Source organism: Mucilaginibacter sp. PAMB04274 (assembly GCF_039634385.2).
In the GTDB taxonomy this organism is placed as follows: Bacteria; Bacteroidota; Bacteroidia; order Sphingobacteriales; family Sphingobacteriaceae; genus Mucilaginibacter.
In genome coordinates, this window is record NZ_CP155081.2 from 4972821 (window position 1) to 4997182 (window position 24362).

At 44.0% G+C, this 24362-nt stretch carries 21 protein-coding genes; 13 read left to right on the forward strand and 8 right to left on the reverse strand.

What is annotated here, in order from left to right; all coding sequences use genetic code 11:
• Positions 1–2 precede the first annotated feature (2 nt).
• Complete coding sequence (locus ABDD95_RS21395; RefSeq protein ID WP_345949396.1) at positions 3–1103, forward strand: glycosyltransferase family 1 protein; 1101 nt, start codon at positions 3–5, stop codon at positions 1101–1103.
• 4 nt (positions 1104–1107) lie between these two features.
• Positions 1108–1986, forward strand: a complete 879-nt coding sequence (locus ABDD95_RS21400; protein WP_345949397.1) for a glycosyltransferase family 2 protein — start codon at positions 1108–1110, stop codon at positions 1984–1986.
• A gap of 195 nt (positions 1987–2181) precedes the next feature.
• On the opposite strand, the gene ABDD95_RS21405 is transcribed toward ABDD95_RS21400, so the two are convergent.
• The 4 genes from ABDD95_RS21405 to ABDD95_RS21420 all read right to left on the reverse strand — a co-directional run bounded on the left by ABDD95_RS21405 (position 2182) and on the right by ABDD95_RS21420 (position 7257).
• Positions 2182–4323 carry a carboxy terminal-processing peptidase gene (locus ABDD95_RS21405; RefSeq protein ID WP_345949398.1) on the reverse strand — a complete coding sequence of 714 codons (2142 nt, stop codon included), beginning with the start codon at positions 4321–4323 and terminating at the stop codon, positions 2182–2184.
• A gap of 311 nt (positions 4324–4634) precedes the next feature.
• Positions 4635–5228: a hypothetical protein gene (locus tag ABDD95_RS21410; RefSeq protein ID WP_345949399.1), complete on the reverse strand. Its 594-nt coding sequence runs from the start codon at positions 5226–5228 to the stop codon at positions 4635–4637.
• An 83-nt stretch (positions 5229–5311) separates the two neighbouring features.
• Positions 5312–6154, reverse strand: a complete 843-nt coding sequence (locus tag ABDD95_RS21415; RefSeq protein ID WP_345949400.1) for an isoaspartyl peptidase/L-asparaginase — start codon at positions 6152–6154, stop codon at positions 5312–5314.
• Between the two features lie 191 nt (positions 6155–6345).
• Positions 6346–7257 carry a cyanophycinase gene (locus tag ABDD95_RS21420; RefSeq protein WP_345949401.1) on the reverse strand — a complete coding sequence of 304 codons (912 nt, stop codon included), beginning with the start codon at positions 7255–7257 and terminating at the stop codon, positions 6346–6348.
• A 166-nt stretch (positions 7258–7423) separates the two neighbouring features.
• Here ABDD95_RS21420 and cphA point away from each other — a divergent pair, with 166 nt between their 5' ends.
• On the forward strand, positions 7424–10042 hold the full coding sequence (gene cphA / locus ABDD95_RS21425) for a cyanophycin synthetase (protein ID WP_345949402.1): 2619 nt from the start codon (positions 7424–7426) through the stop codon (positions 10040–10042).
• 53 nt (positions 10043–10095) lie between these two features.
• Here cphA and ABDD95_RS21430 read toward each other — a convergent pair whose 3' ends face one another.
• A complete protein-coding gene (locus ABDD95_RS21430) occupies positions 10096–10746 on the reverse strand; it encodes a DNA-3-methyladenine glycosylase 2 family protein (RefSeq protein ID WP_345949403.1) in 651 nt (216 codons plus the stop codon).
• 150 nt (positions 10747–10896) lie between these two features.
• On the opposite strand from ABDD95_RS21430, the gene ABDD95_RS21435 reads away from it, so the two are divergent.
• Entirely contained in the window at positions 10897–11481 is a 585-nt protein-coding gene (locus ABDD95_RS21435) for a hypothetical protein (protein WP_345949404.1), read from the forward strand.
• A 33-nt stretch (positions 11482–11514) separates the two neighbouring features.
• On the opposite strand, the gene ABDD95_RS21440 is transcribed toward ABDD95_RS21435, so the two are convergent.
• Complete coding sequence (locus ABDD95_RS21440) at positions 11515–12522, reverse strand: aspartate-semialdehyde dehydrogenase (RefSeq protein WP_345949405.1); 1008 nt, start codon at positions 12520–12522, stop codon at positions 11515–11517.
• 290 nt (positions 12523–12812) lie between these two features.
• Between ABDD95_RS21440 and ABDD95_RS21445 the strand changes: the two genes are divergently transcribed.
• The 3 genes from ABDD95_RS21445 (at position 12813) to ABDD95_RS21455 (ending at position 15863) form a co-directional block, all read left to right on the forward strand.
• Positions 12813–13769, forward strand: a complete 957-nt coding sequence (locus tag ABDD95_RS21445; RefSeq protein ID WP_345949406.1) for an NAD-dependent epimerase/dehydratase family protein — start codon at positions 12813–12815, stop codon at positions 13767–13769.
• A 139-nt stretch (positions 13770–13908) separates the two neighbouring features.
• Positions 13909–14634 (forward strand): YebC/PmpR family DNA-binding transcriptional regulator, encoded by a 726-nt coding sequence (locus tag ABDD95_RS21450; RefSeq protein WP_345949407.1) that lies wholly within the window; start codon positions 13909–13911, stop codon positions 14632–14634.
• 149 nt (positions 14635–14783) lie between these two features.
• Positions 14784–15863: a hypothetical protein gene (locus tag ABDD95_RS21455; RefSeq protein ID WP_345949408.1), complete on the forward strand. Its 1080-nt coding sequence runs from the start codon at positions 14784–14786 to the stop codon at positions 15861–15863.
• A gap of 71 nt (positions 15864–15934) precedes the next feature.
• On the opposite strand, the gene ABDD95_RS21460 is transcribed toward ABDD95_RS21455, so the two are convergent.
• Both ABDD95_RS21460 and ABDD95_RS21465 read right to left on the reverse strand, forming a co-directional pair.
• Complete coding sequence (locus ABDD95_RS21460) at positions 15935–16894, reverse strand: rhodanese-related sulfurtransferase (RefSeq protein WP_345949409.1); 960 nt, start codon at positions 16892–16894, stop codon at positions 15935–15937.
• Positions 16895–17080: 186 nt separating this feature from the next.
• Positions 17081–19594: a DUF5686 family protein gene (locus ABDD95_RS21465; RefSeq protein WP_345949410.1), complete on the reverse strand. Its 2514-nt coding sequence runs from the start codon at positions 19592–19594 to the stop codon at positions 17081–17083.
• Positions 19595–19727: 133 nt separating this feature from the next.
• On the opposite strand from ABDD95_RS21465, the gene kbl reads away from it, so the two are divergent.
• From kbl to ABDD95_RS21495, 6 genes are all read left to right on the forward strand, one after another.
• Positions 19728–20918, forward strand: coding sequence for a glycine C-acetyltransferase (gene kbl, locus ABDD95_RS21470; RefSeq protein WP_345949411.1), 1191 nt, complete (start codon positions 19728–19730; stop codon positions 20916–20918).
• A gap of 81 nt (positions 20919–20999) precedes the next feature.
• Positions 21000–22034, forward strand: coding sequence for a phenylalanine--tRNA ligase subunit alpha (pheS, locus tag ABDD95_RS21475; RefSeq protein WP_345949412.1), 1035 nt, complete (start codon positions 21000–21002; stop codon positions 22032–22034).
• A gap of 2 nt (positions 22035–22036) precedes the next feature.
• The gene (locus ABDD95_RS21480) at positions 22037–22450 is read left to right on the forward strand and encodes a hypothetical protein (protein ID WP_345949413.1); all 414 of its coding nucleotides are present in this window, start codon (positions 22037–22039) and stop codon (positions 22448–22450) included.
• A 3-nt stretch (positions 22451–22453) separates the two neighbouring features.
• Complete coding sequence (locus ABDD95_RS21485) at positions 22454–23038, forward strand: TetR/AcrR family transcriptional regulator (RefSeq protein WP_345949414.1); 585 nt, start codon at positions 22454–22456, stop codon at positions 23036–23038.
• Positions 23039–23337: 299 nt separating this feature from the next.
• Entirely contained in the window at positions 23338–23487 is a 150-nt protein-coding gene (locus tag ABDD95_RS21490) for a hypothetical protein (RefSeq protein WP_345949415.1), read from the forward strand.
• A gap of 103 nt (positions 23488–23590) precedes the next feature.
• Positions 23591–24289: a hypothetical protein gene (locus ABDD95_RS21495; protein ID WP_345949416.1), complete on the forward strand. Its 699-nt coding sequence runs from the start codon at positions 23591–23593 to the stop codon at positions 24287–24289.
• The last annotated feature ends 73 nt before the right edge of the window (positions 24290–24362 follow it).

The window sequence follows — 24362 nt, forward strand, 5'->3', positions numbered from 1 at the left end:
CTATGAAAGTACTGTTCGATCATCAGATTTTTTCACTGCAAAAATACGGGGGCATATCCCGCTACTTTGCCAACCTGCATCGTGGCTTACAGTCTGCGGGCCATCAAAGCTCTATTACCGCGCTATACGCCGAGAACGAATATGTTAAGCATGACGCATTCCTGCTAAATAACAACCTGGGTGAAAGTTTATGGAAGGGAAAGTTAAATAAGTATTACAAATGGAACAGACGCTTTTCGCGCTGGAGTTTTAAAATACGCGCCTTCGACGTATTTCATCCTACTTATTACGACCCCTACTTTATTAAATACCTTAAAAAGCCATGCGTAGTTACTGTGCATGATATGGTACATGAGCTATACCCCGAATACTTTCCGGATGCAACGGAGGTAATTGCCCGAAAAAAGCTTGTGATGGCACGGGCAGATGCGTTGATTGCCATATCAGAGTTTACCAAAAGTGATATAATAAAAGTATACCCGCAGCTGGCTAATAAGGTACACGTGGTGTATCATGGTTACCTAGCTCCGGACGGTTCAACCGATAACTTAATTAAAGAAAACGTAACACTGCCCCAAAATTACCTGTTGTTTGTAGGAGAGCGCTGGCACTATAAAAACTTCCCCTTGTTTGTGAAAGGCATAAGTCCGCTTTTACAGGCTAACCCCCAGCTTAAACTGGTTTGCGCGGGCGGGAAGGCTTTTACTGATGCCGAATTGCAGCTATTTCAACAACAACGCATTGGCACACAATGCCAGCAAATGGATGTTACCGATATGCTGTTGCAGCAGTTATACAGGCAGGCTAAATTATTTGCTTTCCCTTCGCTGCATGAAGGTTTTGGGTTGCCCTTGTTGGAAGCCTTTGCCAACCAATGCCCGGTGATATGCAGTAACAGCAGCTGTTTGCCAGAAATTGCCGGCAATGCGGCCATCTATTTTGACCCCTTGCAACCTGCCGATATAGAACAGGCAGCTGCACAGGTGCTTGGCGATGAAAATTTACAACGGCAGCTGAAGCAAAGGGGAAATGAAAGGCTTGCTTTGTTTACCTTTGATGCTTGTGTGCAAAACACTATAAAAGTTTACCAATCTGTTTTATAAGCTCATGAAAGTTGCAGGTTTTACCTTTATCCGCAATGCGGTAAAAAATGACTACCCCGTTGTGGAAGCCATTACATCTATACTATCCATTTGCGACGAATTTGTAGTAGCGCTGGGCAATAGTGAAGATGATACCGAAGAACTGATTAACGGTATCAATTCGCCTAAAATCAGGATCATTCATACCGTTTGGGATGAATCTTTACGCGAGGGAGGATCGGTGTTTGCCGCCGAAACGGATAAAGCCTTTGCCGCTATTTCACCCGATGCCGACTGGGCCTTTTACATACAGGGGGATGAAGTAGTACACGAAAAGTATTTGCCGGTTATTCAACAGGAGATGGAAGCTAACTTAAACGATAAGGCTATTGAAGGCTTGTTGTTTAAATACCAGCACTTTTATGGCTCATACGATTACTACGCGCATTCGCGCCGATGGTACCGTCGCGAGATAAGGGTTCTGCGCAACAATAAAAACATCCACGCTTACCGGGATGCCCAAGGTTTCAGATGGGCCGACCGCAAGATTAACGTAAAACTGATTGACGCTTATATTTATCATTATGGATGGGTAAAACCACCTAAAGGACTGGAAAGCAAACTGCGTAATTTTAATCAGTTTTACCATGATGACACCTGGATAGCTGAAAACCTGCCCGAAAAGTTTGAATTTGATTTTAAAAATGCAGACCGCCTGCTGGCTTTTGAAGGCACACACCCGGCCGTGATGCAACGCCGCATTAAAGCTCAAAACTGGAAGTTACAGATAGACCCCGAACAACTCAAAAAGAAAATGTCGCTCCGTCGCCGCATACTTCAAAAAATTGAAGATTGGACCGGCTGGAGGGTTAGTGAATATAGAAACTATAAGTTGGTAAAGTAACGAAGCAATACCGTAGATCACAGATTGCAGCTTGTACAGGGCTTAACCTCTATCGTTGCTCCTTGTAATAAAGGATGGTTAAGCACGCTTACAATTTGCTCCAGACACTCAACTTCTAACAATTTGCCCGAACAATTCCTTATAAACAAAAAACGCCCGGCAAGCGGGCGTCTTTTGTTTAGTATAGCGTAAAATTTACGGTTGTTGCGGTATTACGTTAGTATAACGGTTGGATTTCTCCAGGTTTATATAGTCCGTCATAATTTGGCCAGCTTCCATTTTCAGAAAATCCAAATCTTCGTTTTTAGGACGCGTTGCACCTTTTTTAAGAGGAGCTAGGCCTAACGCCGTACGGCGTAGATTGTTGCGCTCAAAGGTCTTTTGTTCTTCTGAATCCCGTTCTTTTTTAAGGTCGGCCTCGTTTAGGGTTACGCTGGTTTCGCTTTGGCGCTTTTTATAGTCGGCAATGTCTTCCAGCATATACTTGTAATTGGCGTTGCTAGCCATACGTTGCTCATGTAGCTTGGTTAGCTGCGGAATCACACTGCTCAGATCGCCAACCTTGGTATAAGCGCTTTTCTGAACCATATCAAATGGTAAAGCTGATGGCTCGGTATCCTCGCCATATTTGTCTAACGGGATAACAGATGGGAAACTTATATCTGGCGATACGCCTTTATGCTGTGTTGAGCTGCCGCTGATGCGATAGAACTTAGCGATGGTTAAATTTAACTGTCCAAACTTAGACTCTGCACCCGTGCCAGATGATTTTTTGTTCATGGCAGTGGTAATCATTTCCTTAATAGATGGATTGATAACCTTATCCAGTTCAATAGCGCTTTGCACGGTACCTTTACCATAAGTTTGTGTACCAATGATTAAACCACGGCCATAATCTTGAATGGCACCAGCAAAGATTTCAGAGGCTGAAGCGCTAAAGCGATCGGTTAACACGGCAAGCGGACCAGCGTAAGCAACAGCCGGATCCTCGTCTTCATTCACTTCCACACGGTTGCGGGTATCACGCACTTGTACTACAGGGCCATTCTTTATAAATAAACCGGTAAGCTCAATGGCTTCAATCAGCGAGCCGCCGCCGTTTTGACGCAAATCTAAAACCACACCATCTACACCTGCGCGTTTAAGGGTGTCCAAAATTAGTCTAACATCGCGGGTGGTGCTTTGGTAGTTAGGGTCTTTAGCACGGTAAGCATTAAAATCAATATAAAATGCCGGTACGTTAATTACCCCAATTTTAACGGTTTTACCATTGGAGTTATAGGTACGTATCTCTTTTTTTACCAATTGGTCCTTCAGCACAATTTTTTCGCGCACCATTTCAACCAGTTTAGGCTTTGAGCCCGCGCCTGCTCCTTTTGGTAATATGCGTAAACGTACAGTAGTACCTTTGGTGCCGCGTATTAAGGCAATAGCGTTCTCTATGCGCCAGCCCACTACGTCCTGAAACTCGCCGGCTTTGCCTTGGGCCACGCCTACAATGCGGTCATCAATATTAATTTGCTTGCTTTTGTCGGCAGGGCCACCGGCTACAATAGTTTTTATGGTGATGTACTCGTTTTCTGATGCCAGCGAAGCGCCGATACCTTCTAACGAGCGCGACATTTCGATATTAAAGTTAGCCGCGTTGGCCGGGTTGAAATAGTTGGTGTGCGGATCTACCGATTCGGTAAAGGCATCCATAAACAACTGGAAAACATCTTGATTGGATATTTTTTTGGACTGCGAAAGCAAATTTTGGTAACGCTTGCGTAAGGTTTCTTTATTCTTGGCAACGTCTGCATTGGCCAGTTTAAGGTTCAGCAGGTCATATTTAACGCGCTGGCTCCACAACTTGTTCATGTCACCTTCTGATGATACCCAAGGCTGCTTTTCCCGGTCGTAAGTAAAGGTTTCGTTAGTATTAAAATCGTATGGCTTATCTAGTTGCGCTAATGAGTAATTGATGCGCTCAAGGTAGCGCTTCTGGTAAACGTTAAAAATATAGAAAACGTTATTCAGGTTGCCTGTTTTCAGGTCGTCATCAATCGTAGTTTTAAAACGCTCAAAATCCTTAACGTCAGATGCCAGTAAATAATTACGGTTATCATCAAGAGATTTTAGGTAGCGGTTATATACCACTTCGGACAACGAATCGTTCAGGGCAACTTTTTTGTAATTATAACTGGAAATAAGCGAGGCTACTTCTTTGGCCACCACGCTTTGTTGCTGATCGGGCTGGAGATTATTTGACCCATCCACCTTCTCAGCACCCGGGGTTGAAGCCTGGCAAGCCAAAGCGGCGCCCAACACCAGGAACATATATAACTTTTTAAACATTTCTTTAACCGGTTTTAATTTAATATCTGGTAGATTATAAAACATCAATATTAGTGCCTATATTATACAATTGCCAAAGTAAATAAAAAAGAGACAGCATTTTAGCTGTCTCGTAATATACTAATGTAAATATAGGATACAATGTTTGGTAAGTGGTTATAATTTACCTAATACTAACAGGAATGTTATTACTGTGACTTTTAAAGGAGAACCAGCTTTTAGTTAACATTACTCAGCCCTATGCTAAACGACTTCTCTAAACAAAAAAGCCTGGATTAAACCAGGCCTTCATTAAATATTTTTAGGCTTACCTATAAAGCAGCCTGACTGTTAACACCAACAGCGGGCTTTAAAGCAGCCAGTTTGTTTAATTGCAACAAGTCCAGCCGCTTTTTAACCGATTGAACATCATCTTGCCAGTTATGTGCCGTGGCCATAGTGCGGGCCTCTTCCAAATCCTGTTGAGCCAAGGCAAAATCGCCAATGGCCGATTTTACGCTAGATAGTTCCATTAAATTAGCAATGGTTAAACGATCATTACTTTGCTGGCGCGAAAGGTTATTACTTTGCAGAAAAAACCATTTAGCCTGCGACAACTTGTTTTGCTGCACGTATATTTTAGCCAGTTCGTTGAAACTGTAACTGGCATCTTCATACTCCCTGAAACGCATTTGGTGCTGTGCAGTTTTCATTACTATACGCTCGGTAAGCTTTAGGCTGTATGGGGTTTGTCCTATTTCAACACGGCTTATCTTATTACCTTTTAGCTGAGCGGCCGGTAAACGGAATGGCCGACTTTTAGTTTCGGCAATCAACGGATAACGTGGGTGTTTGGCAAAGGGCCAAAACTGCGCCGAGGCCGACATAGCAATGGTACAAAAAAAAGCAAGTAACAATACTTTCATTGAGCTGTTGTTGAGTTTCTTTAAATTAATTAGCAAGTAAAATTACCGCTATTTTAGTAAACGTAAAGCAATTAAAGTGTAATTTAACTAAATACTTTGATATTCTCGTCATACGATGCCCACACCATATAAGGGTGAGTGTCAGCATAATAAACATCGCCTGCTGCGGTAAGCCCAATTATACCGACAAAGCCGTCAAAAGGTTTCATTTCAGTTAAAGTTTTTTCAGTAGCTCGTTGCAAAGTCATACCGTCGCTCACGCGGGTCACAATTTTGGTAGCTACACCACCGCTTACAATGTCCTCGCCTACTCCGGTACAGGATATTGCCGCTACGCCATTGGCATAGTTGCCCGCCACCGTAGCCGAATCGCTTACACGACCGGGCATTTCAAAGCCCTTACCACCGGTTGAAGTAGCTGCAGCCAGGTTGCCATCAGCATCAAGTGCTACACAGCCAACGGTGCCTAATCTTATCGAGTCATTAAGCTTGGTTTCGTATTCCTGCCGGCGTTGAGGTGTTTCAGGGTTATAATAATCGAAACCATTCTCACGGGCGTATTGCTGGGCACCCTTGCCGCTCAAAACCTTGTCTTCTGCAGCTTGCAGTTTTTGGGCAATCAGAATAGGGTTCTTGACCTCCTCAACATTTATTACACCCGAAAATTTCAGTGTTCTGCCATCCATAAGCGAGGCGCTCAAACGTATGCAGCCATCGCTTTGTATTTGCGAGCCGGTACCAGCGTTGAAAAGCTCATTGTTCTCGAGTAAGCTAACCGTGTAAACTACTGTTTCGGTAGCGGTGTGCGTTTGCAGATAATCATACCCCTGCTGCACAATTTGCTTTAGGGCTTCCTGCTTAGCATGTTTCACCTCCTGGTTAGTACCCGATTCGCTGAAAAAGCCGCCATGTATAATAATTTTCATAAGGTAAAACGGGTTAGATTGTTACGTAAAAACAAAAATAGGCGTTTTGATACAAGCGAAAGATATTTTATGAAGGATAGTTACTTTTTTCGCGGAAGCGTCGCCCTACACCCTTAGAATTAATTAAGGAACGTATTTTTTACCTATAATTCCATCTTAACAACAAGCTCTACTCCTACCCCGCTTCTAACCTAATCTCTGTCTGGCACCTGTAAATAAACGCCTTCCTCTACCTTGGTTTTCTTTTTGATGATTAAACGGTGCTGTGCCAGATCGTATTTGTCGAAAATTGACATCACATGTACCTTTAAGCCGTCAATAGAGACCGGTGCGCCCATCTCAACATCGTAAATATTAGTTTCTACCATGCTTTTACCGTCCACAACAATAGTAAGCCCTGAGCCTATGGCTTCCATCAGGCTACCTTCGGTGATAAGCAGACCGGCATCCTCACCCAGCCCAATGCCTAATATGCCTGGGTTGCTGGCCACAGCGTAAAACAAACGCCCTATACGGCCACGCTGTACAAAGTGGGTATCAATAATAACCGAATCGATAAAGCCAAGTCCGGCAGTAATTTGCACTTCGCCTTTAACCAGTGCATCACTGCTTTGTCCGCGATAGATCATGTTGGTAGAGGCTGCAGCCGCGCCTGCAGATGTGCCGGCTATGATGAAGTTCTCGTGGCAATAACGCTTTTTCAGTATCTGTAAAAACTCTGTGCCGCCAAAAATTGCGCTCAGGCGCAGTTGGTCGCCGCCGCTGAACATTACTACATCGGCTTCGCGTATACGGTTCAGGTAATCTGGCTGGCTGGCATCCTCCCGGCTGCGAATATCAAGTACATTCACGTTAGCTACTTCAAGCTGGTTAAACGCCCGTACATATTCCTCACCAACCAGTTCGGGTATTTGCGAAGCTGTGGTAATAACTTCTACTTTTGAGGCTAGTTGTTTGGCCGATTCATTGATCATCCGTCTGAGAATGCCCCGCTCAAAAAACTTGAGATAATCGGGCTGCAAAAAATGTTCTTCGGCACTAATGTTGGTGCCCATATCAACGGCGCCGCCAATAATAATGAGTTTACCTTTCGGGACAGTCATCGCAAGTAGTTTAATCAATAATTACAAAGTAAGATAAAAATGCAGTTAAAGTAGTTTTTAAATAAATAAAATCGCTCTGCACCATCAAAAATTGCATTGAATTGTTACAAAAGCTAAATTCAGCTTCCATCAATATCATCATCTCGAAAAAACGACAGGTTTACCTATGAAAATAGAGAAAATACAGGTACTACGCGGACCCAATATATGGAGTATAACCCGCAAAAAATTAATACAGATGCGCCTTAACCTTCAGGAAATGGAGGAGCGGCCAACCAATACTATCGAAGGCTTCTATGAGCGCCTTAAAGAACTGATTCCCAGCTTGTATAATCACCGCTGTTCGCCAGGCGTACCGGGCGGCTTTTTTGAGCGGGTGCAGGAAGGTACCTGGATGGGCCATGTGATTGAGCATATTGCCTTAGAAATACAAACCCTGGCCGGCATGTATACCGGCTTTGGCCGCACCCGCGAAACCAAAACACCGGGCACTTACAATGTAGTTTTTAACTATGTGGAAGAAAACGTGGGCATTTTTGCCGCTAAAGCTGCCGTTGCCATTGCCGAGGCGCTGATTGCCGGACAAGATTATACACTGGAAAAGGATATCCAGGAGATGCGGGAGTTAAGGGAAAATTCGAGGTTAGGTCCTAGCACAGGTTCTATTGTGGAGGAAGCGATATCGCGCGATATACCCTGGATAAGATTAAACAACCAATCGTTAGTGCAATTAGGCTACGGCAAAAACCAGGTTCGCATACGCGCCACCATGACCGAGCATACCAGCAGCATAGCGGTAGACCTCGCCGGCAATAAAGACGAAACCAAGCGCATACTGCAGGAACAAGCCATCCCGGTGGCCAAAGGCATCACCATTACTTCGGCCGCCGAAGTAAAAGAGGCCATCCGGAAAGTGGGCTTCCCGTTGGTATTTAAACCACTGGACGGTAACCATGGCCGTGGCGCCACCATCAACGTAAAAACTGAAGAAGAAGCTGTAGCTGCTTTTGAACATGCCGCACGTATATCACGACGGGTAATTGTAGAAAAATTTATTACCGGGCATGATTTTAGAGTTTTGGTAATTGATAACAAAATGGTAGCGGCGGCCCTGCGTGTGCCGGCGCATATTAAAGGCGATGGTACGCAAAATATTCAGCAACTTATTGACCAGGAGAACACCGACCCGCGCCGCGGATACGGTCACGAAAATGTGCTGACCCATATTTCGGTTGACCGTGATACCATGGACCTGCTTACTAAAAAGGGATATACCCTGGATACGGTGCCGGCCAAAGATGAAATAGTTTATTTAAAATCAACCGCTAATTTGAGCACCGGCGGCACGTCTATCGATGTTACCGACCAGGTGCATCCCGAAAATATATTCATTTGCGAACGCATCTCCAGGATAATTGGACTGGATATATGCGGTATAGATGTGATGGCTAACAATCTGACCGAGCCTTTAACCGAGAACGGCGGCGTAATACTTGAAGTAAACGCAGCGCCGGGTTTTAGAATGCACATTGCGCCAAGCGAGGGCTTGCCGCGTAATGTAGCCGGGCACGTGGTGGATATGCTTTACCCGCAGGGCAAATCGTCGCGCATTCCTATTATTGCCACTACCGGCACCAACGGCAAAACCACTACAACACGCCTTATTGCACATATTGTGAAAAACAACGGCTACCGCGTAGGCTTTACCACCTCAGACGGTATTTATGTGCAAAACACAATGATGGTAAAGGGCGATACTACCGGGCCTAACAGTACCGAGTTTATATTAAAAGATCCTACGGTTGAGTTTGCCGTACTCGAAACAGCGCGCGGCGGCATCCTGCGCTCAGGCCTTGGGTTTGGACATTGCGATATTGGAGTAATTACTAATATACAGGAAGACCACCTGGGTATTTCAGATATACACACGCTCGATGATTTGATGCGGGTAAAAAGTGTTGTTATTGATTCGGTTAAAAGAAGCGGCTGGGGCGTACTGAATGCCGATAATAAGTACTGTGTAAAGATTGGTAAGCAGGCCGATTGCAATATTGCCTACTTTAGCCGTAACGAGGACAACCCGGTTATTAAGGCCCATTGCCAAAAAGGCGGCATTGCTTGCGTGTACGAAAACGGTTTTGTTACCATAAAAAAAGGGGATTGGAAGATACGCGTGCAAAGAGTAACCGAAATACCGGTAACCTTTGGCGGTACGGTTACCTTTATGATTGAGAATGTGCTGGCTGCTACGTTAGCTACTTACTTATGGGGCTTTAAAACGGAAGATATTAAAACATCCCTGCACACCTTTGTACCATCGGCCAGCCAAACCCCGGGGCGCATGAATATCTTTAACTTTAAGGATTTCAGGTTTATGGTGGATTTTGCCCACAACCCCGATGGTTACCATGGCATAAAGGAGTTTTTGGCCAATATTGAATCGCCACAGAAAATAGGGTTGATTGCCGGTACCGGCGACCGCCGAGATGAAGACATCCGCGAATTGGGTCGTATTGCCGCTACTATGTTTGATCATATACTGTTACGGCAGGAAGATCACCTGCGTGGCCGCACCCGTGAAAATATAATTGGCCTTATGCGCGAAGGTGTGCACGAGGTAAACCCCAACTTGCCATGCGACGTGCTTGACAGCCAGTTAGACCCTATTGAATACGCCATACAACTGGCTAAACCAGGCGCCTTTATAACCACCTTAAGCGATGCCGTACATAACGCCGTAGGCATTGTACAGGATTATCAGGAAAAAGAAAGAAACGGATTGTAAGACCTATATGCAAGAAATAAGAGCTAAAAAGGCAACACAACTCTGTTGTACCGTCAGCCCTTATTTTTTAACGCTGTAGAACTTAAGTAAAAATGCCACAACAACATGGCGGCAATGCTGCGGTAGGGCCGCCATGTTTCGGCAAAGGCTAATAGTTGCGATTGGGAGGTTGAAGCAGACAATTGTTTTAGCCGTTTAAAGGCGTTAATAATAGCCAGGTCGCCGATGGGGAAAATATCGGTGCGGTGTAAAACCATAAGCAGATAAATATCTACCGTCCAGTTGCCTATTCCTTTTAAAGCTGTAAGGCGGCTGCGCACTTCATCATCAGGCAAATTGGCCAACTCCGCTAAGTCCAATTGCCGGTTCAAAATTGCTTCTGCCAAATATTTTGTATAAGCGGTTTTTTGCCGGCTAAAATAGCAGGCACGCAGTTCCTCATCGGTAAGCATCAGCACCCGGGCAGGTGTAACCTCTTGTATGCGCTCCTTTAACTTATTTAAAGCCGATAAAGCCGAAGCCAACGACACCTGCTGCTCGAGAATGATATGCACGAGTGATTCAAAAGCATTAGCCCTCGACCAAAATGGCGGATAGCCATAATTTTGGATAACTTCGGCAAAATCCACATCTTGTTTAGATAGCTGGTAGCACAGTTGCTGGTAGTTATTTTGATGGAATGTCTTAATTGGTTCTGCATTCATTATGGAAAGCGTATAGTATTGCAAGATAAACTTTATTGATTAAGAGCATAATAGAAAGGAGATATGGCTTTTGCAAAAGAGTGGTATACCCAGATGATTTAAAAACTAAGTAGTGCCCGAGCAGTTTATTATGTTCAGATTATTTAGCTGATGGAAAAATACTGCACGCCAGAGTTCGTATTTAAAAAAGTGCTTTCACTTCCCAACCATATCGTATTCATTATTTGTATACTGATAACATGGCCATTAATCATTCTATATGCTATAAAGGGTTATCGTTACCTGGGCATGAGTGGCATGTATTTGCTTGTAGGTTTGTTCTTCTTCATATTTAAATTGCTATTTAACTATTGGTCGAAATCTGTAACCATATATTTTGACAGGAAGCGGATGTATATTAAGGAAGGCAATAAGGAATATACAGGGTATTTAAAGCGCGAAATATTAGGCTTTTACAGCTACAATTACGACGAGCAGTACAGGTCTTTTATTTCCATCAAGATCATATTCAAAAATGGAAAAACGATCAGTCTCACAGATGCTGATGTTTCACAAAAAAAGGATGCAGAGAAAGAACTGATGCTTAAAAGATTTTTGGTTTCGGCCAAAAGGCAGTTAGGATTTACTTTCATCAAAAAAAACCGATGGCGCTCTTTGTTAAAGTTAGGAGCGCATTGGTATGCCGAAGATCCAAATGAAAAAATACTGGACATAAAAGAGGCCGATCTTGAATAAGATCGGCCTCTTTGTTTATTATAACTTTTACAATTACGCTTCTACCGCCGCACCTACCAGGTTTTTTGCTACCAGGTACTCCGCAATTTGCACGGCATTGGTAGCAGCACCTTTACGCAAGTTGTCTGATACTATCCAGCAGTTTAAGGTATTAGGCTGGGTTTCATCGCGACGGATGCGGCCCACAAATACTTCGTCTTTCTCGTGCGCTTCAAGCGGTGTTGGATATTGTAGTTTGGCTACGTCATCAACCACAACCACACTTGGCGCTTTGCTCAGCAGGTCGCGCACTTCGGTAAGGTCAAAATCATTTTCGAACTCAATGTTAACCGATTCCGAATGACCGCCCATAACCGGGATGCGTACCGTTGTAGCTGTTACGCGGATACTGTCATCACCCATGATCTTTTTGGTTTCCAGCACCATTTTCATTTCCTCTTTGGTATAACCATTGTCCTGAAAAACGTCGATATGCGGCAATACGTTCAAGTCAATTTTATATGGATACGCCATTGGGCCTTCAATACCTTTACGCTCGTTGAACAATTGATCAACCGCTTTTACGCCCGTACCGGTTACCGATTGGTAAGTGGATACCACTACGCGTTTAATCTTGTATTGATCGTGCAGGGGTTTTAAGGCCACTACCATTTGTATGGTTGAGCAGTTAGGATTGGCAATGATTTTATCCTCAGCTGTTAACACATCAGCGTTAACCTCCGGTACTACCAGTTTTTTGGTAGGATCCATGCGCCAGGCCGATGAATTATCGATAACGGTAATACCGGCCTCGGCAAACAAAGGTGCTTGCTCCAATGAAGTACTGCCGCCAGCCGAAAACAAGGCCAGATCAGGCTTTTGCTTTATCGCATCCTCAACAGAAACCACCTTGTATTGCTTACCCTTATAAGTAACTTCTTTACCTACACTTTTTGCTGAAGCAACGGGAATTAACTCTGTTACCGGAAAGTTGCGTTCTTCCAGAATCTGCAACATTTTAGTACCCACCAAACCGGTGGCACCTACTACTGCGACTTTCATTGTCTTGTTTAAACTTTAATAATTAAAAAACGTTAATTTTCAAATGTACATATTATTTAACAAAATAATCTCAACCATAAGCCCTTAAACCTGGTTTTAGCGCCTTTTGAATGGGCTGCAGCACCCGGCATTTTAGCAATCTTACAAAATAAAATTTTACGTATTTTAACAACGCAAATACGGTAAACTTTATTAGCAGAAGTGCAATTGCTCAAGAACACGTTTAATTGTTATATATAGCGGGTTTACAGTCATTTTTTTAACTTTGTAACGTCCAAATATTATATTGCATGAGCGAGAAGATTTTAGTAATAGGCGCTAATGGCCAAATTGGCACCGAACTGGTAACAGCCTTAAGAAATCAGTACGGAGCAGAGCAAGTTATCGCCTCTGATATTAACAATCCGGCTTATGCTATACGCAATAGCGGCCCGTTTGAGTTTGCAAACGTGTTGGATAAGGAGAACCTGCACCATCTGTTTCATAAGCACCAGCCTACGCAGGTTTACTTGTTAGCTGCCATACTTTCGGCCACAGGCGAACAAAAGCCCAAGCTGGCCTGGGATCTGAACATGAACGGCCTCATTCATGTACTCGACCTGGCCGTGGAGTTTGGCACAGCCAAGGTTTTCTGGCCAAGCTCTATTGCTGTTTTCGGACCAAACTCGCCCAAGCAAAACACCCCGCAGTATTGCATAATGGATCCTAATACTGTTTATGGTTTTAGTAAGCTGGCAGGTGAACGCTGGTGCGAATATTACCACGCCAAACATGGGCTTGATGTACGCAGTATACGCTACCCGGGCATCATCAGCTGGAAAGCCGCTCCTGGTGGGGGCACTACAGATTATGCCATACATATATTTTACGAAGCGTTAAAAACAGGCACATATCAAAGCTTTTTGTCGGCCAACACCATGCTGCCTATGATGTATATGTATGACGCCATTCGGGCAACCTTGAGTTTAATGGAAGCACCTGCCGAAAACATCAGTATCCGTTCCAGTTATAATTTAGCGGGTATGAGTTTTACACCAGCTCAATTAGCCGAGCAGATTAAGCAGCAAATGCCCGATTTTTCAATTAGCTATGCTGATCATGATCCTCGTCAGGCTATTGCCGACAGCTGGCCGCAATCTATTGATGACAGCCAGGCTAAAACCGACTGGAACTGGCAGCCGGAATACGACCTGAAACGACTTACGGAAGAAATGCTGAAAAACTTAAAGAATAGCTTAAATTTGTAAGCTGCAACAGTTGTTATCTCGACCAATAGTAAGGTATCATTTCCAACAGTTATTGTTATAGGTTTGGAAAGTTTTTACGTTAGTACTCGAAATAACTTTTGCACTTATTATCTATTAACAAATAACTATTCACTATAAAATGGGAAGAGCATTTGAGTTCCGTAAAGAGAGAAAATTTAAGCGCTGGGCCAAAATGGCCATACAGTTTACCCGTTTAGGTAAAGAAATTGTGATGGCCGTTAAAGATGGCGGTCCCAACCCTGAAACCAACTCACGTTTGCGCACAGCCATGCAAAATGCAAAAGCGGTAAACATGCCTAAAGATCGTGTTGAAGCGGCTATTAAACGTGCATCAAGCAAAGACGAAAAAGATTACGAAGAGTTGGTGTATGAAGGTTACGCGCCACACGGTGTTGCCGTATTGGTAGAAACCGCTACCGATAACACCAACCGTACCGTAGCTAATGTACGCAGCTATTTTACCAAAGTGGGTGGTACGCTGGGCAAAACCGGCTCATTGGATTTTGTATTTAGCCGTAAATCTGTTTTTAGCTTTGATCCGGGCGAGCGCGATTTGGAAGAACTGGAGTTTGAATTGATTGACGCCGGATTAGAAGAACTGTTTGTAGAAACCGATGAGGAAGGCAAGGACATTGCCGTATTACATGCCGCCTACGAAGATTTTGGCAAGATGCAAAAAACACTTGAAGGCATGGGCATTGAGTTAAAATCTGCCAAATTAGAGCGTATTGCATTATCTACCACCGAAATTAGCGAAGAGGCCGCTGCCGACGTATTAAAGCTGATTGACAAGCTGGAAGAGGACGATGATGTGCAGGCAGTATATCACAACATGGCTGAGTAAGGGTTAGCCCCAAAAATAAAAGCCCGACCACGATAAGTTGCACGTAATAACTGAGAAGTATGCGATCTGCCTAATATAGCGTAATCGCATACTTCCTCGACAATGGCAGCAGGCTCAATCCGAAATCAAACATCCGAAATTACCAACCCATGTTATTTGAAGAGTTTTTTAAAAAAAAGAAGATAAACCTGGATGCCTTGCAACAAGGCGACCTCGGCTTGTTTTCGGAATTTAAGGAACACTTTGAAAAAATGGGTGAAAAGAGTTTTGACCATACCAAAAAGTTCTGGTTCAATAAATTGCGGCGGCAGTACCCACTTCCACCGGAGGTAGAAACCGAAAAATTAAGGGCCGAGAATCAGATAGCGGAGCAAACAGTATCAGATACACTTACAGAACCATCGCCACGCAATGAGGCGCCAAAACTAGGATTTAAGCCTAAGTTTAAAACAACTGAAGCTTCAACTGCCGCACCTGCCACACCTAACCCTGTTGAAAACAACACAGTAGATGATATGGCGAGTGTGCCGTCACCTAAGCCTGCCTACGTTCCCCGTTTTCAAGCTAAAAGCGCTACGCCCAAACCAGCCGCTGAAGCAGAACAGGCAAATACCACACCAACGGAAGCAGCTGCCCAGCCAGAGGCTGAAAATAATGATACCCCGGCTACAGAAAAGGCTGTAAACCCGCCAGCCAAACCTGGTTTTAAACCACGCTTTAAGGCTGGCATAACTACAAACAAACCGGCTAATGAACAACAGTCGGTAACGGATGCACCGGAACCACCAACTCCACCAACCACTGAAGCTGGCGCAGCAACGCCATCTGACGCACCCGCTAAAGTGGGCTTCAAGCCACGTTTTAAGGCCGGCGTTACAACCAGCAAACCAGTTGGTGAACCCAGTGTACCTACAGAAGGGGAACCCGAAAAAACGAACTCCGGAGAGAAACAAACGGAGGAGCAACCGACTACTACAGATACCCAGCCCAAACCCGCCAGCTTAGGTTTTAAGCCACGTTTTAAAGCAGGGGTAACCACCACCAAGCCTGCCGACGAACCCTTAGTGGGGCAACAACCTGATGATACATCCAAACCAGAGCCGATAGCGCCTGAAGAGTTGCCAGAAGCTATACCTCCACAAACTATTGATACACCAAAGCCCGCATACAAACCGCGCTTTAATCCTAAAATGATAAAGCCAAAGCCAGACGAAGACACCAATGAATAAAAAAAGCTTATCAATTTTAAACTGATAAGCTTTCTATTTCTTGGCTCTTGTTTACTAACTCTTATACGCCCCTACTCGGCCAGTTGTACTTTACTTTTTTTAGTCACGTTTACTGGTTGAGGCACTTTAACATAATAACCAGTACCGTCATATACGCGTTTACGGGGATGGGATTGGCACTCGGCTGAGCAGCAGCCCTCCATTTTAGAGCCGCACTCATCACACTGGGTAAAATGCTCGTTGCACTCAGGGTTAGCACAGTTGATCATTTTATCGGTAGTACTGCCGCAGTTAAAGCAGGTAGAAATCACCTTAGGATTAATCTGATTCACGTCAACCGTTAAACGGTTATCAAACACATAGCATTTACCTTCAAAATCCTCACCGCCAACTTCTTTGCCATATTTAATAATACCGCCGTGCAGTTGGTATACATTCTCAAAACCTTCATGTAACAACAGGGCCGAAGCCTTTTCACATTTTATGCCGCCTGTACAATAGGTCAATATCTTTTTATCCTTGTATTGAGCCAGCTCGTTAATTTTTGAAGGGAAATCACGAAAGTTCTCAATATCTAAAGTGACTGCGTTTTTAAAACGACCAACCGAATGCTCATAATTTGAGCGCACGTCCAGGATCACCACATCATCGCGGTCTTTCATTTCTAAAAACTCAGCAGGCTCCAGGTGCTTACCGGTTTGTTTTTGCGGATTAATGATATTAGGATCGCGCAGGCCCGAGTGCACAATTTCGGATTTGTAACGGACATGCATTTTTACAAATGAGGGTTCGTCTACCTCATCAATCTTAAAATCGGTATGGGCAAAACGCTCATCGGCATGCACAGCATCCATGTAGCTTTTGCAAGCTTCAACCGTGCCCGATACCGTGCCGTTCAGCCCTTCGTCAGCTACGATGATACGGCCGGTTAAACGTAAGCTTTTACAAAATTTTAAATGATCGGTAGCAAATTGCTCCGCATCAGCTATTGTTGAATAACAATAATACAGTAGGGTGTTATACTTTGCCATAAAACATTGATACTGGTTCAAACAGCGTTAAATGAGGTGCAAAGATAAAAGTTTTATTTGGAAAGGATAAAGGATAACTTAATTGCCTTTACTGTGGCTTGTTTTAAAATGCTAAGTTCAGAATTTCAGCATTAGGTATTTCCTCTCGTTGAGAAACCCTCCTACTGTCCGAAATCACACCTCTGCTTACCTCAAGCCATAAAATATTCTTATACCCTGCACAATGCGGCGGCTACCCTCGAATGCTATACCGTAATCTACTCGGAAAATAAAGCGCTGTACACCTATATAAACTTCGGAGTAGTTGCTCTTAACACCTTGTATAAGCGGGTTGTTACCTACCCCTGAGTATGCAGTGTGTTGGGCTTGGGTAAGGTAATTTACACCAATCACCTCTTCCAATTTAAGTTTGCGTACGAAAGGTATCTTGCTCAGGAAATTGCCAGCAAAATTATGTTCATAGTGCGCCTCCAGAAAAGAGCGATCGGTGCTGTAATCGTAAAAATCGAGGAAGTGAAAGCTACCGATGGTTGGATTGAACACTGTACCCTGGTTACCAAAAAAGTGGTTATAGTCCATAAAGTACAAACTGCGGTGATTCAGGAACGTACCGGCGGTAATTTTAAAAGACGAGAAACCAACCAGACCTATTTTCAGCCGGTCATCAAATACATCCAGCGAAGCAAAATCATAATTTACGTCCGACCCTAATAAGCCGCTTATACCTTTGCGGTAGTTAAGCCGCACTTTTGGATAGCGCGATGGTTCAATGTATTTACCATCGGGCCGGGTTACATACTGCTGCCTGAAGGTAAAGGTAAGCGATGCGCGTGCTGTAAGCGCCTGGTTTTGCGGAAACAATTGTGTTTCCACCTCGGGCGGATTAGACAATGGGTTGTTAGCTGTGTATTGCTTGTCGGGCACATCTTTAATGTGATTGAACGACACATTGTACAACTGCCGCCTATCTGCGTAAGACAATTGAGTGTTTAACAACAACCCATTGGCTACTTCACGCTGCCAGGCCACCACACCAAATTTGGTACGGTACAGTTTAACATAGTTATTTTCGTACAAAAGCGAACTCAACGTATTAAAAAGCAACGAACGGGTACCAGCGTTATTCAAATCCATAACATCGCTGCCAAACCGTGCCGAAAAGGCCCCCTGATTGGCCGGATCGTAGTTATACGTTAGACCTAAATTAGCACTAAATAATTTCGCGGCAAAGCCATACCGGATGTTAGGCGTTACACTGAACGACTGCCCGTTGTCAAACCCCTTAATGTAATGCACTTTTGCACTTACGCCCCAGCCCTCAACTGTATTATAAAATATGGTTTGGTAAGGCTGATAAAAATAAAGTGACTGCCGGGTTTTACGGTCATACAGTTGCTTACCAAAAAAGAAGTAACTAATAGGATTGAATCCATTTTGCGCCCGGTTTACAGAATCGAGATACTGTGGCTTGCTTTGAATGACAGCTATACTGTCTTTGCGCTTATAGTCCAGTTCTTCCAGATTGGTAAGCGGCACCGGCCGGTTGTTGGCCCAGTAACGGGTAGGCTTAGCATTAGCTTGGGTATCAATACGCATTACCTCACCGTTAAAGAAACCTTCAGGGAACTTTGGATTGAGGTTGTAATTGTTGTAGATAGCCAGATAATAACCTTTAAATTTAAAGCCTAATACGCCGCCCTTGAAATCAAAAAGAGTTGACGTAGGCATCCAGGTACTATCTGTAACGGGTATATATTGCTGGCTTATATTAAGTGTATCTACAAAATTAATATTAGCGTCTGCTTTAGTGAGGTACAAATCTATACCGTAAATACGCCAGTCGCCTTCTACTACGTACACATTGCCTTGGTAAACAGCTTCATGCTTACGCTTAGGTATTACCTGTATCTTATCAATACGCCTGCCGCTTTTTATAGAACGCCCCACCAGCTTATAGTCATAAAACGACATAGCGTTATTTGCAAACGGCGACACAAAAGGCCGTGTGCTTAAGCCCTGTATCTCAAAACTGTTTTGATAAAAATTCACCTGCAGGTCTGAGGCTTTGTTATAACTGAAAGCCGTATTCTGCCCTGCTGTTCTGGAGGCTATCATAATCTCGCGTATGCGGTCGGGGGTACGGAAGTTATACTGTGAAAGAGATTCAGACTGGTAAATGATACCTTTGGTAGTGGTATCAATCTGCAAAACGCTGCGTACATCACGCCCCAAAAGACTTTTCGGAGCGCTGGTTAAACGCTGTACACCTTTTACAAACACGGCGCATGAATACTCCTGGGTTTGGTTTAAATAGTGCTCACGTTTGGCTATTACTTGGCGCATAATATTGGCTGCCGGGTTACCTTCGTCGCCGCTACCAGCCTCGCCCTGTAAAACAAAAGGTTCATTGGCCAGCGTAACGTTCAGCACCTCGTCGTGGTTAGTGATGGTTACTTTTTCGGTACGCTCTAAATTACCCACATAGCGGTACACGACTTGGTAAGTACCGGGGTTCAGCCTAAATTCATAGTCTCCGTCTTCGTTAGCTGTGCTACCATAAGTGGTATTACGAATATATATGGCCGCAAATGACACCGGCTTTTTACTCTCATCGGTAATTTTACCTGATAAGCGGTAGGTTTGCGCAGATACTTGTACGGCAGCAGCAATAAAAAATATAAATAATGAATATGCTTTCATGGTGGGAGATGTCATAGTGTATATAGCTTTTATAGGCAAAATGTTTGTTTTGAACCTAATTTATTTGTACCGCTGAGTTGATTAGGGCTTAATGGCCTATAATGCTTACCTTTGTACTTTAACACATTTTACCATGTATAACACTTTAAAGCCGGTTTTACAGCAAGAATTAGCTGAAATTGAACAAGCCGGACTATATAAACGCGAACGTATAATTACTTCGCCACAAGGCGCCGATATAGAAGTGCTTGGCGGGCAGGAAGTGATTAACTTTTGCGCTAATAATTACCTGGGCCTTTCATCACACCCCAAGGTAATTGAGGCGGCAAAAAAAGCGATTGACGATCATGGGTATGGCCTGTCATCCGTACGTTTCATTTGCGGCACCCAGGATGTACACAAGGAACTTGAAAAAAAGCTATCTGAATTTTTAGGAACAGAAGATACGATATTATATGCAGCGGCTTTTGACGCCAACGGCGGTGTATTTGAACCGCTGTTTAACGATCAGGATGCGATCATATCCGATGAGTTGAATCATGCGTCGATTATTGATGGTATACGTTTGTGCAAAGCACAGCGCCAACGTTACAAACACGATGACATGGCCGATCTGGAAGAGAAACTAAAAGCTACGCAAGATCTGCGTCACCGCATCATTGTGACAGACGGTGCTTTCTCCATGGATGGCACGATAGCGCAGCTAGATAAGATTTGCGATCTGGCCGACAGGTACAATGCCTTGGTGATGATAGACGAAAGCCACTGTTCAGGCTTTATGGGCAAAACCGGACGCGGTACGCATGAGCACCATAACGTAATGGGACGTGTGGATATCATTACCGGCACGCTTGGCAAAGCGCTGGGTGGTGCATCTGGAGGTTTTACTGCCGGCCGTAAGGAGATTATCGACATGCTGCGTCAGCGCTCACGTCCGTACTTATTCTCTAATACACTGGCGCCATCCATAGCGGGTGCATCTATCACTGTGTTGGATATGCTAAGCGAAACTACCGAACTGCGCGACAAGTTAGAACGCAATACCCAATACTTCCGCCAAAAAATGACAGAGGTCGGGTTTGACATTAAGCCGGGCGTACACCCTATTGTACCGGTAATGCTATATGAGGCTAAGTTATCGCAACAGTTTGCCGCCCGTATGCTAGAAGAAGGCATTTACGTAATAGGTTTTTACTACCCGGTTGTACCACAAGGCAAAGCCCGTATCCGTGTACAAATATCGGCCGCTCATGAGCAGCAGCACCTCGATAAAGCCATAGCAGCCTTTACCAAAGTGGGTAGAGAACTGGGCGTAATTAAATAATACTGTTTAATTTTATCTTTGTGTGTTGGTTTAAAAGACCGGCACACAAAGTTTAACATCCATTAAGTCCACCGCTATATAATGCAAGATTTAATTAATCAATACACCGCCGAGGTTGAAGCTTTCGCACCGGCCACCGCCGAGGAGCTGGAAACTTTCCGCATTAAATACTTAGGTACCAAAGGCCTTATTAAAGACCTGTTTGAGCAGTTTAAAAATACTACACCTGAGGAAAAACGCACCTTAGGTAAGGTACTTAACCAGTTTAAGCAATTAGCCGAGGGCAAGTACCAATTACTAAAAGAGCAATTTGACTCGGAGCAAACAACGCAAACCTCGCAGCAGGATCTGACCTTGCCAGGCGAAGGATTTGCAGTAGGTTCACGCCATCCGCTATCATTGGTACGCAACGAAATTATTGACATTTTTAAACGCCTGGGCTTTGTAGTGGCCGAAGGGCCGGAGATTGAGGACGACTGGCACAACTTTTCGGCTCTGAATTTTCCTGAAGAGCACCCGGCGCGCGATATGCAAGACACCTTCTTTATTACTAAAGATGGCGGTAAAGACAGCATTGCTCTACGTACGCATACTTCATCGGTACAGGTACGTATGATGGAGAGCGGCAAGCCGCCGTTTCGCGCTATTATGCCGGGCCGCGTTTACCGTAACGAGGCTATCTCTGCCCGTGCACACTGCTTTTTCCACCAGGTAGAGGGTTTGTATGTGGACGAAAATGTATCCTTTGCCGACCTGAAACAAACGCTGTATCATTTTGTGCAGGAACTGTATGGCGAAGGCACCCAGGTTCGTTTCCGCCCGTCTTACTTCCCTTTCACTGAGCCATCAGCCGAAATGGATGTATCATGCAGTATTTGCAAGGGCGCTGGCTGTAACATGTGTAAATACAGCGGCTGGGTTGAGATTTTAGGTTGCGGCATGGTTGATCCTAATGTATTGGAAAACTGTGGTATTGACAGTAACAAATACACAGGCTTTGCTTTTGGTATGGGTATTGAACGTATTACCAATCTTAAGTACGTGATACGCGATTTAAGACTGTTCTCAGAGAACGATGTACGTTTCCTGAAGCAATTTAAAACCGAAATTGTATAAGCATGAAGCAACTGGTTTATCTGATAGGATTGGTGCTGTTGGCAGGATGCGGTAAAGGTGACCAGAGCTATGTTCCTAATGTAACGGTAAATTTCCAGGCGCCTCTTACCGATCCGCGCCTGAATAAGCTAAACAGTGCTGGGGGGGCCGTTACTATAAACGGCTACGGTGTTGCAGGTTTAATTATATACCGTACGGCAGGCAATAGTTATGTAGCGTATGACCGATGCAGCAGCTACCAGCCCGAAAAACGTTGCGCGGTTACTATTGATGACACCGGCCTTACTGCAACCGACCCATGCAGCGGTTCTAAATTTCTGCTGAGTGATGGTTCGCCGGTTAAAGCGCCGGCAACACGGTCCTTAAAAACCTATAGCGTTTATAGCAATAATATTAGCATATTTGTGTCTAACTGATAAATGGAAGCCGACAAAGTAAGAGAAAGCATAAAACGTTCTTCGCAGGAACTATTTCGCAAGTTTGGCTACCATAAAACCAGCGTTAACGAGATTGCCAAAAAAACCAAAATTGCCAAAGCTACTATTTACAAGTACTTTGACAGCAAGGAGGCTATTCTGCATTCGCTACTAATGGACTATATTCAGGTAAGTGTTGATGAGCTCATCCATGCAGACACGCCCGAACTGGATGAGGAAGCGCACCTGACCAGCCTTATCATGAAAACCTGCCGTCTCTCTTACACCGTTTGTAACGAATTTATTGGCTGGGACTTCATTCGGGAGTCGGCCAACTCCCAGGAATTTTTACGTAACTTCTCTAACGAGTTGGAGGACCTCCTCGTGAGCTCATTCACCCGTTTAACCGGCATGCGCAAAAACGAAAGCTATCCCCAACGTATCCGCTTTTTAATTAAGTGCAGCAAGAATATCGTATTCAGCTTTGCCTTTACATCCGTAAGCGATTCGGATGTGCGCAAAAACTTTGTATCATTTCAAAAAGAAATACTCCCCTATCTGGTTAAAGCAGCAATTCTGGTAAAGTAACAGTTGTTACCTGCCTCATGTATCTGCTGAGCCGATCGCTTAATTTAGTTAGCATTAAAGCACCTTAAATGTTTCAAATAGTCCACATCCAAGTGCATGGGATAAGGCTATTTTAATTTGCCGACGCGCCATCTCATTATTAAAATAATAAAAAAGATCTGTAATACAGTCTTTTGCCCTCGCTTATGTCGTTTCAATTAAAATAATGGCAATTTTTCAAAACCATTATATTTCTATGGCGTTTATTGCCTACATTGCATAAAATTACCGTTTTTATTAACGATTTCAACATACTTACCATGAAAGCACTATCGAATATTCATCCACAAGATTTTGAGCCTAAAGGTAGTAATCAAAACAATTATTACTTACTAGCCATGTTGCTTACCGTTGCTATCCTTTTAGCCTGCGGTTACTACGACCAAGTTTTAGCAACTACTTTAAGATAGTTCGAACTATTTGCTCAAAAAAATTAGGCTTCGCCTTATAATACGGAGCCTTTCCTCTAAAATCGGCACAGTTATAGTTGTGTAACTTAAACACACAACTATTATGAAGACATTAAAGCTGTTACTCAGTTCTATATTTCTTTTAGGGCTGGTTACCCTTTACACAAATTTATCAGCAAACACAACTTATGCCGCACCAGCGGTTGAGGGTTGGTATTTCAGAGCCATAAGTGGCTATCCTGCTGCCATAAGCTTTGAACCGGTTGTGCTCTTTAAAAACGGAGAGTATTTTGAAATAGCCGACGAGCCGCTTGAAACCCTTAACGTTGCTGCATCAAAAAGCAAACAGCCCGCCGCCTGGGGCACTTGGAAAAAAAGCGGCGCTACTTTCTTACTCACCAATAGCAAAGGCAAAACGTATGATTATAAACTGGGTGCAGGCAACTGGTTTCCGGCTTATGCTTATACCGGCTCGCTCAAACTCAAACCGGCTTATGAGAAAGCCAGCGGCGGCAACTACGGCAATGGTGTTAATGCTTTAACCATCAGCACCATATCGTTTACCGATGCAACGCACTTCACCTGGGGTAAAAATGGTGGCATATCGGCTCCTAACGCCAGCGCCTGGAAAAAATCGGCTTCGGCAGGTACATACAAAATAACCGGACATACCATTACCTTCACTTTTACCGATGGTAAGGTGCTTAAAACTTCATTTGCACTCGGTGCAAAGGGCTCACCCGCCCGGCCAGATAATGGCTTGATCTTTATTGGTGGCTATCCTTATACCGATACGGAATAGCGTTTGGTGATAAAAAAACATTTAAGTCTTGTTTGTTTAAAAGCAAATCCTTTACTTTGGAACCAAAAGTACT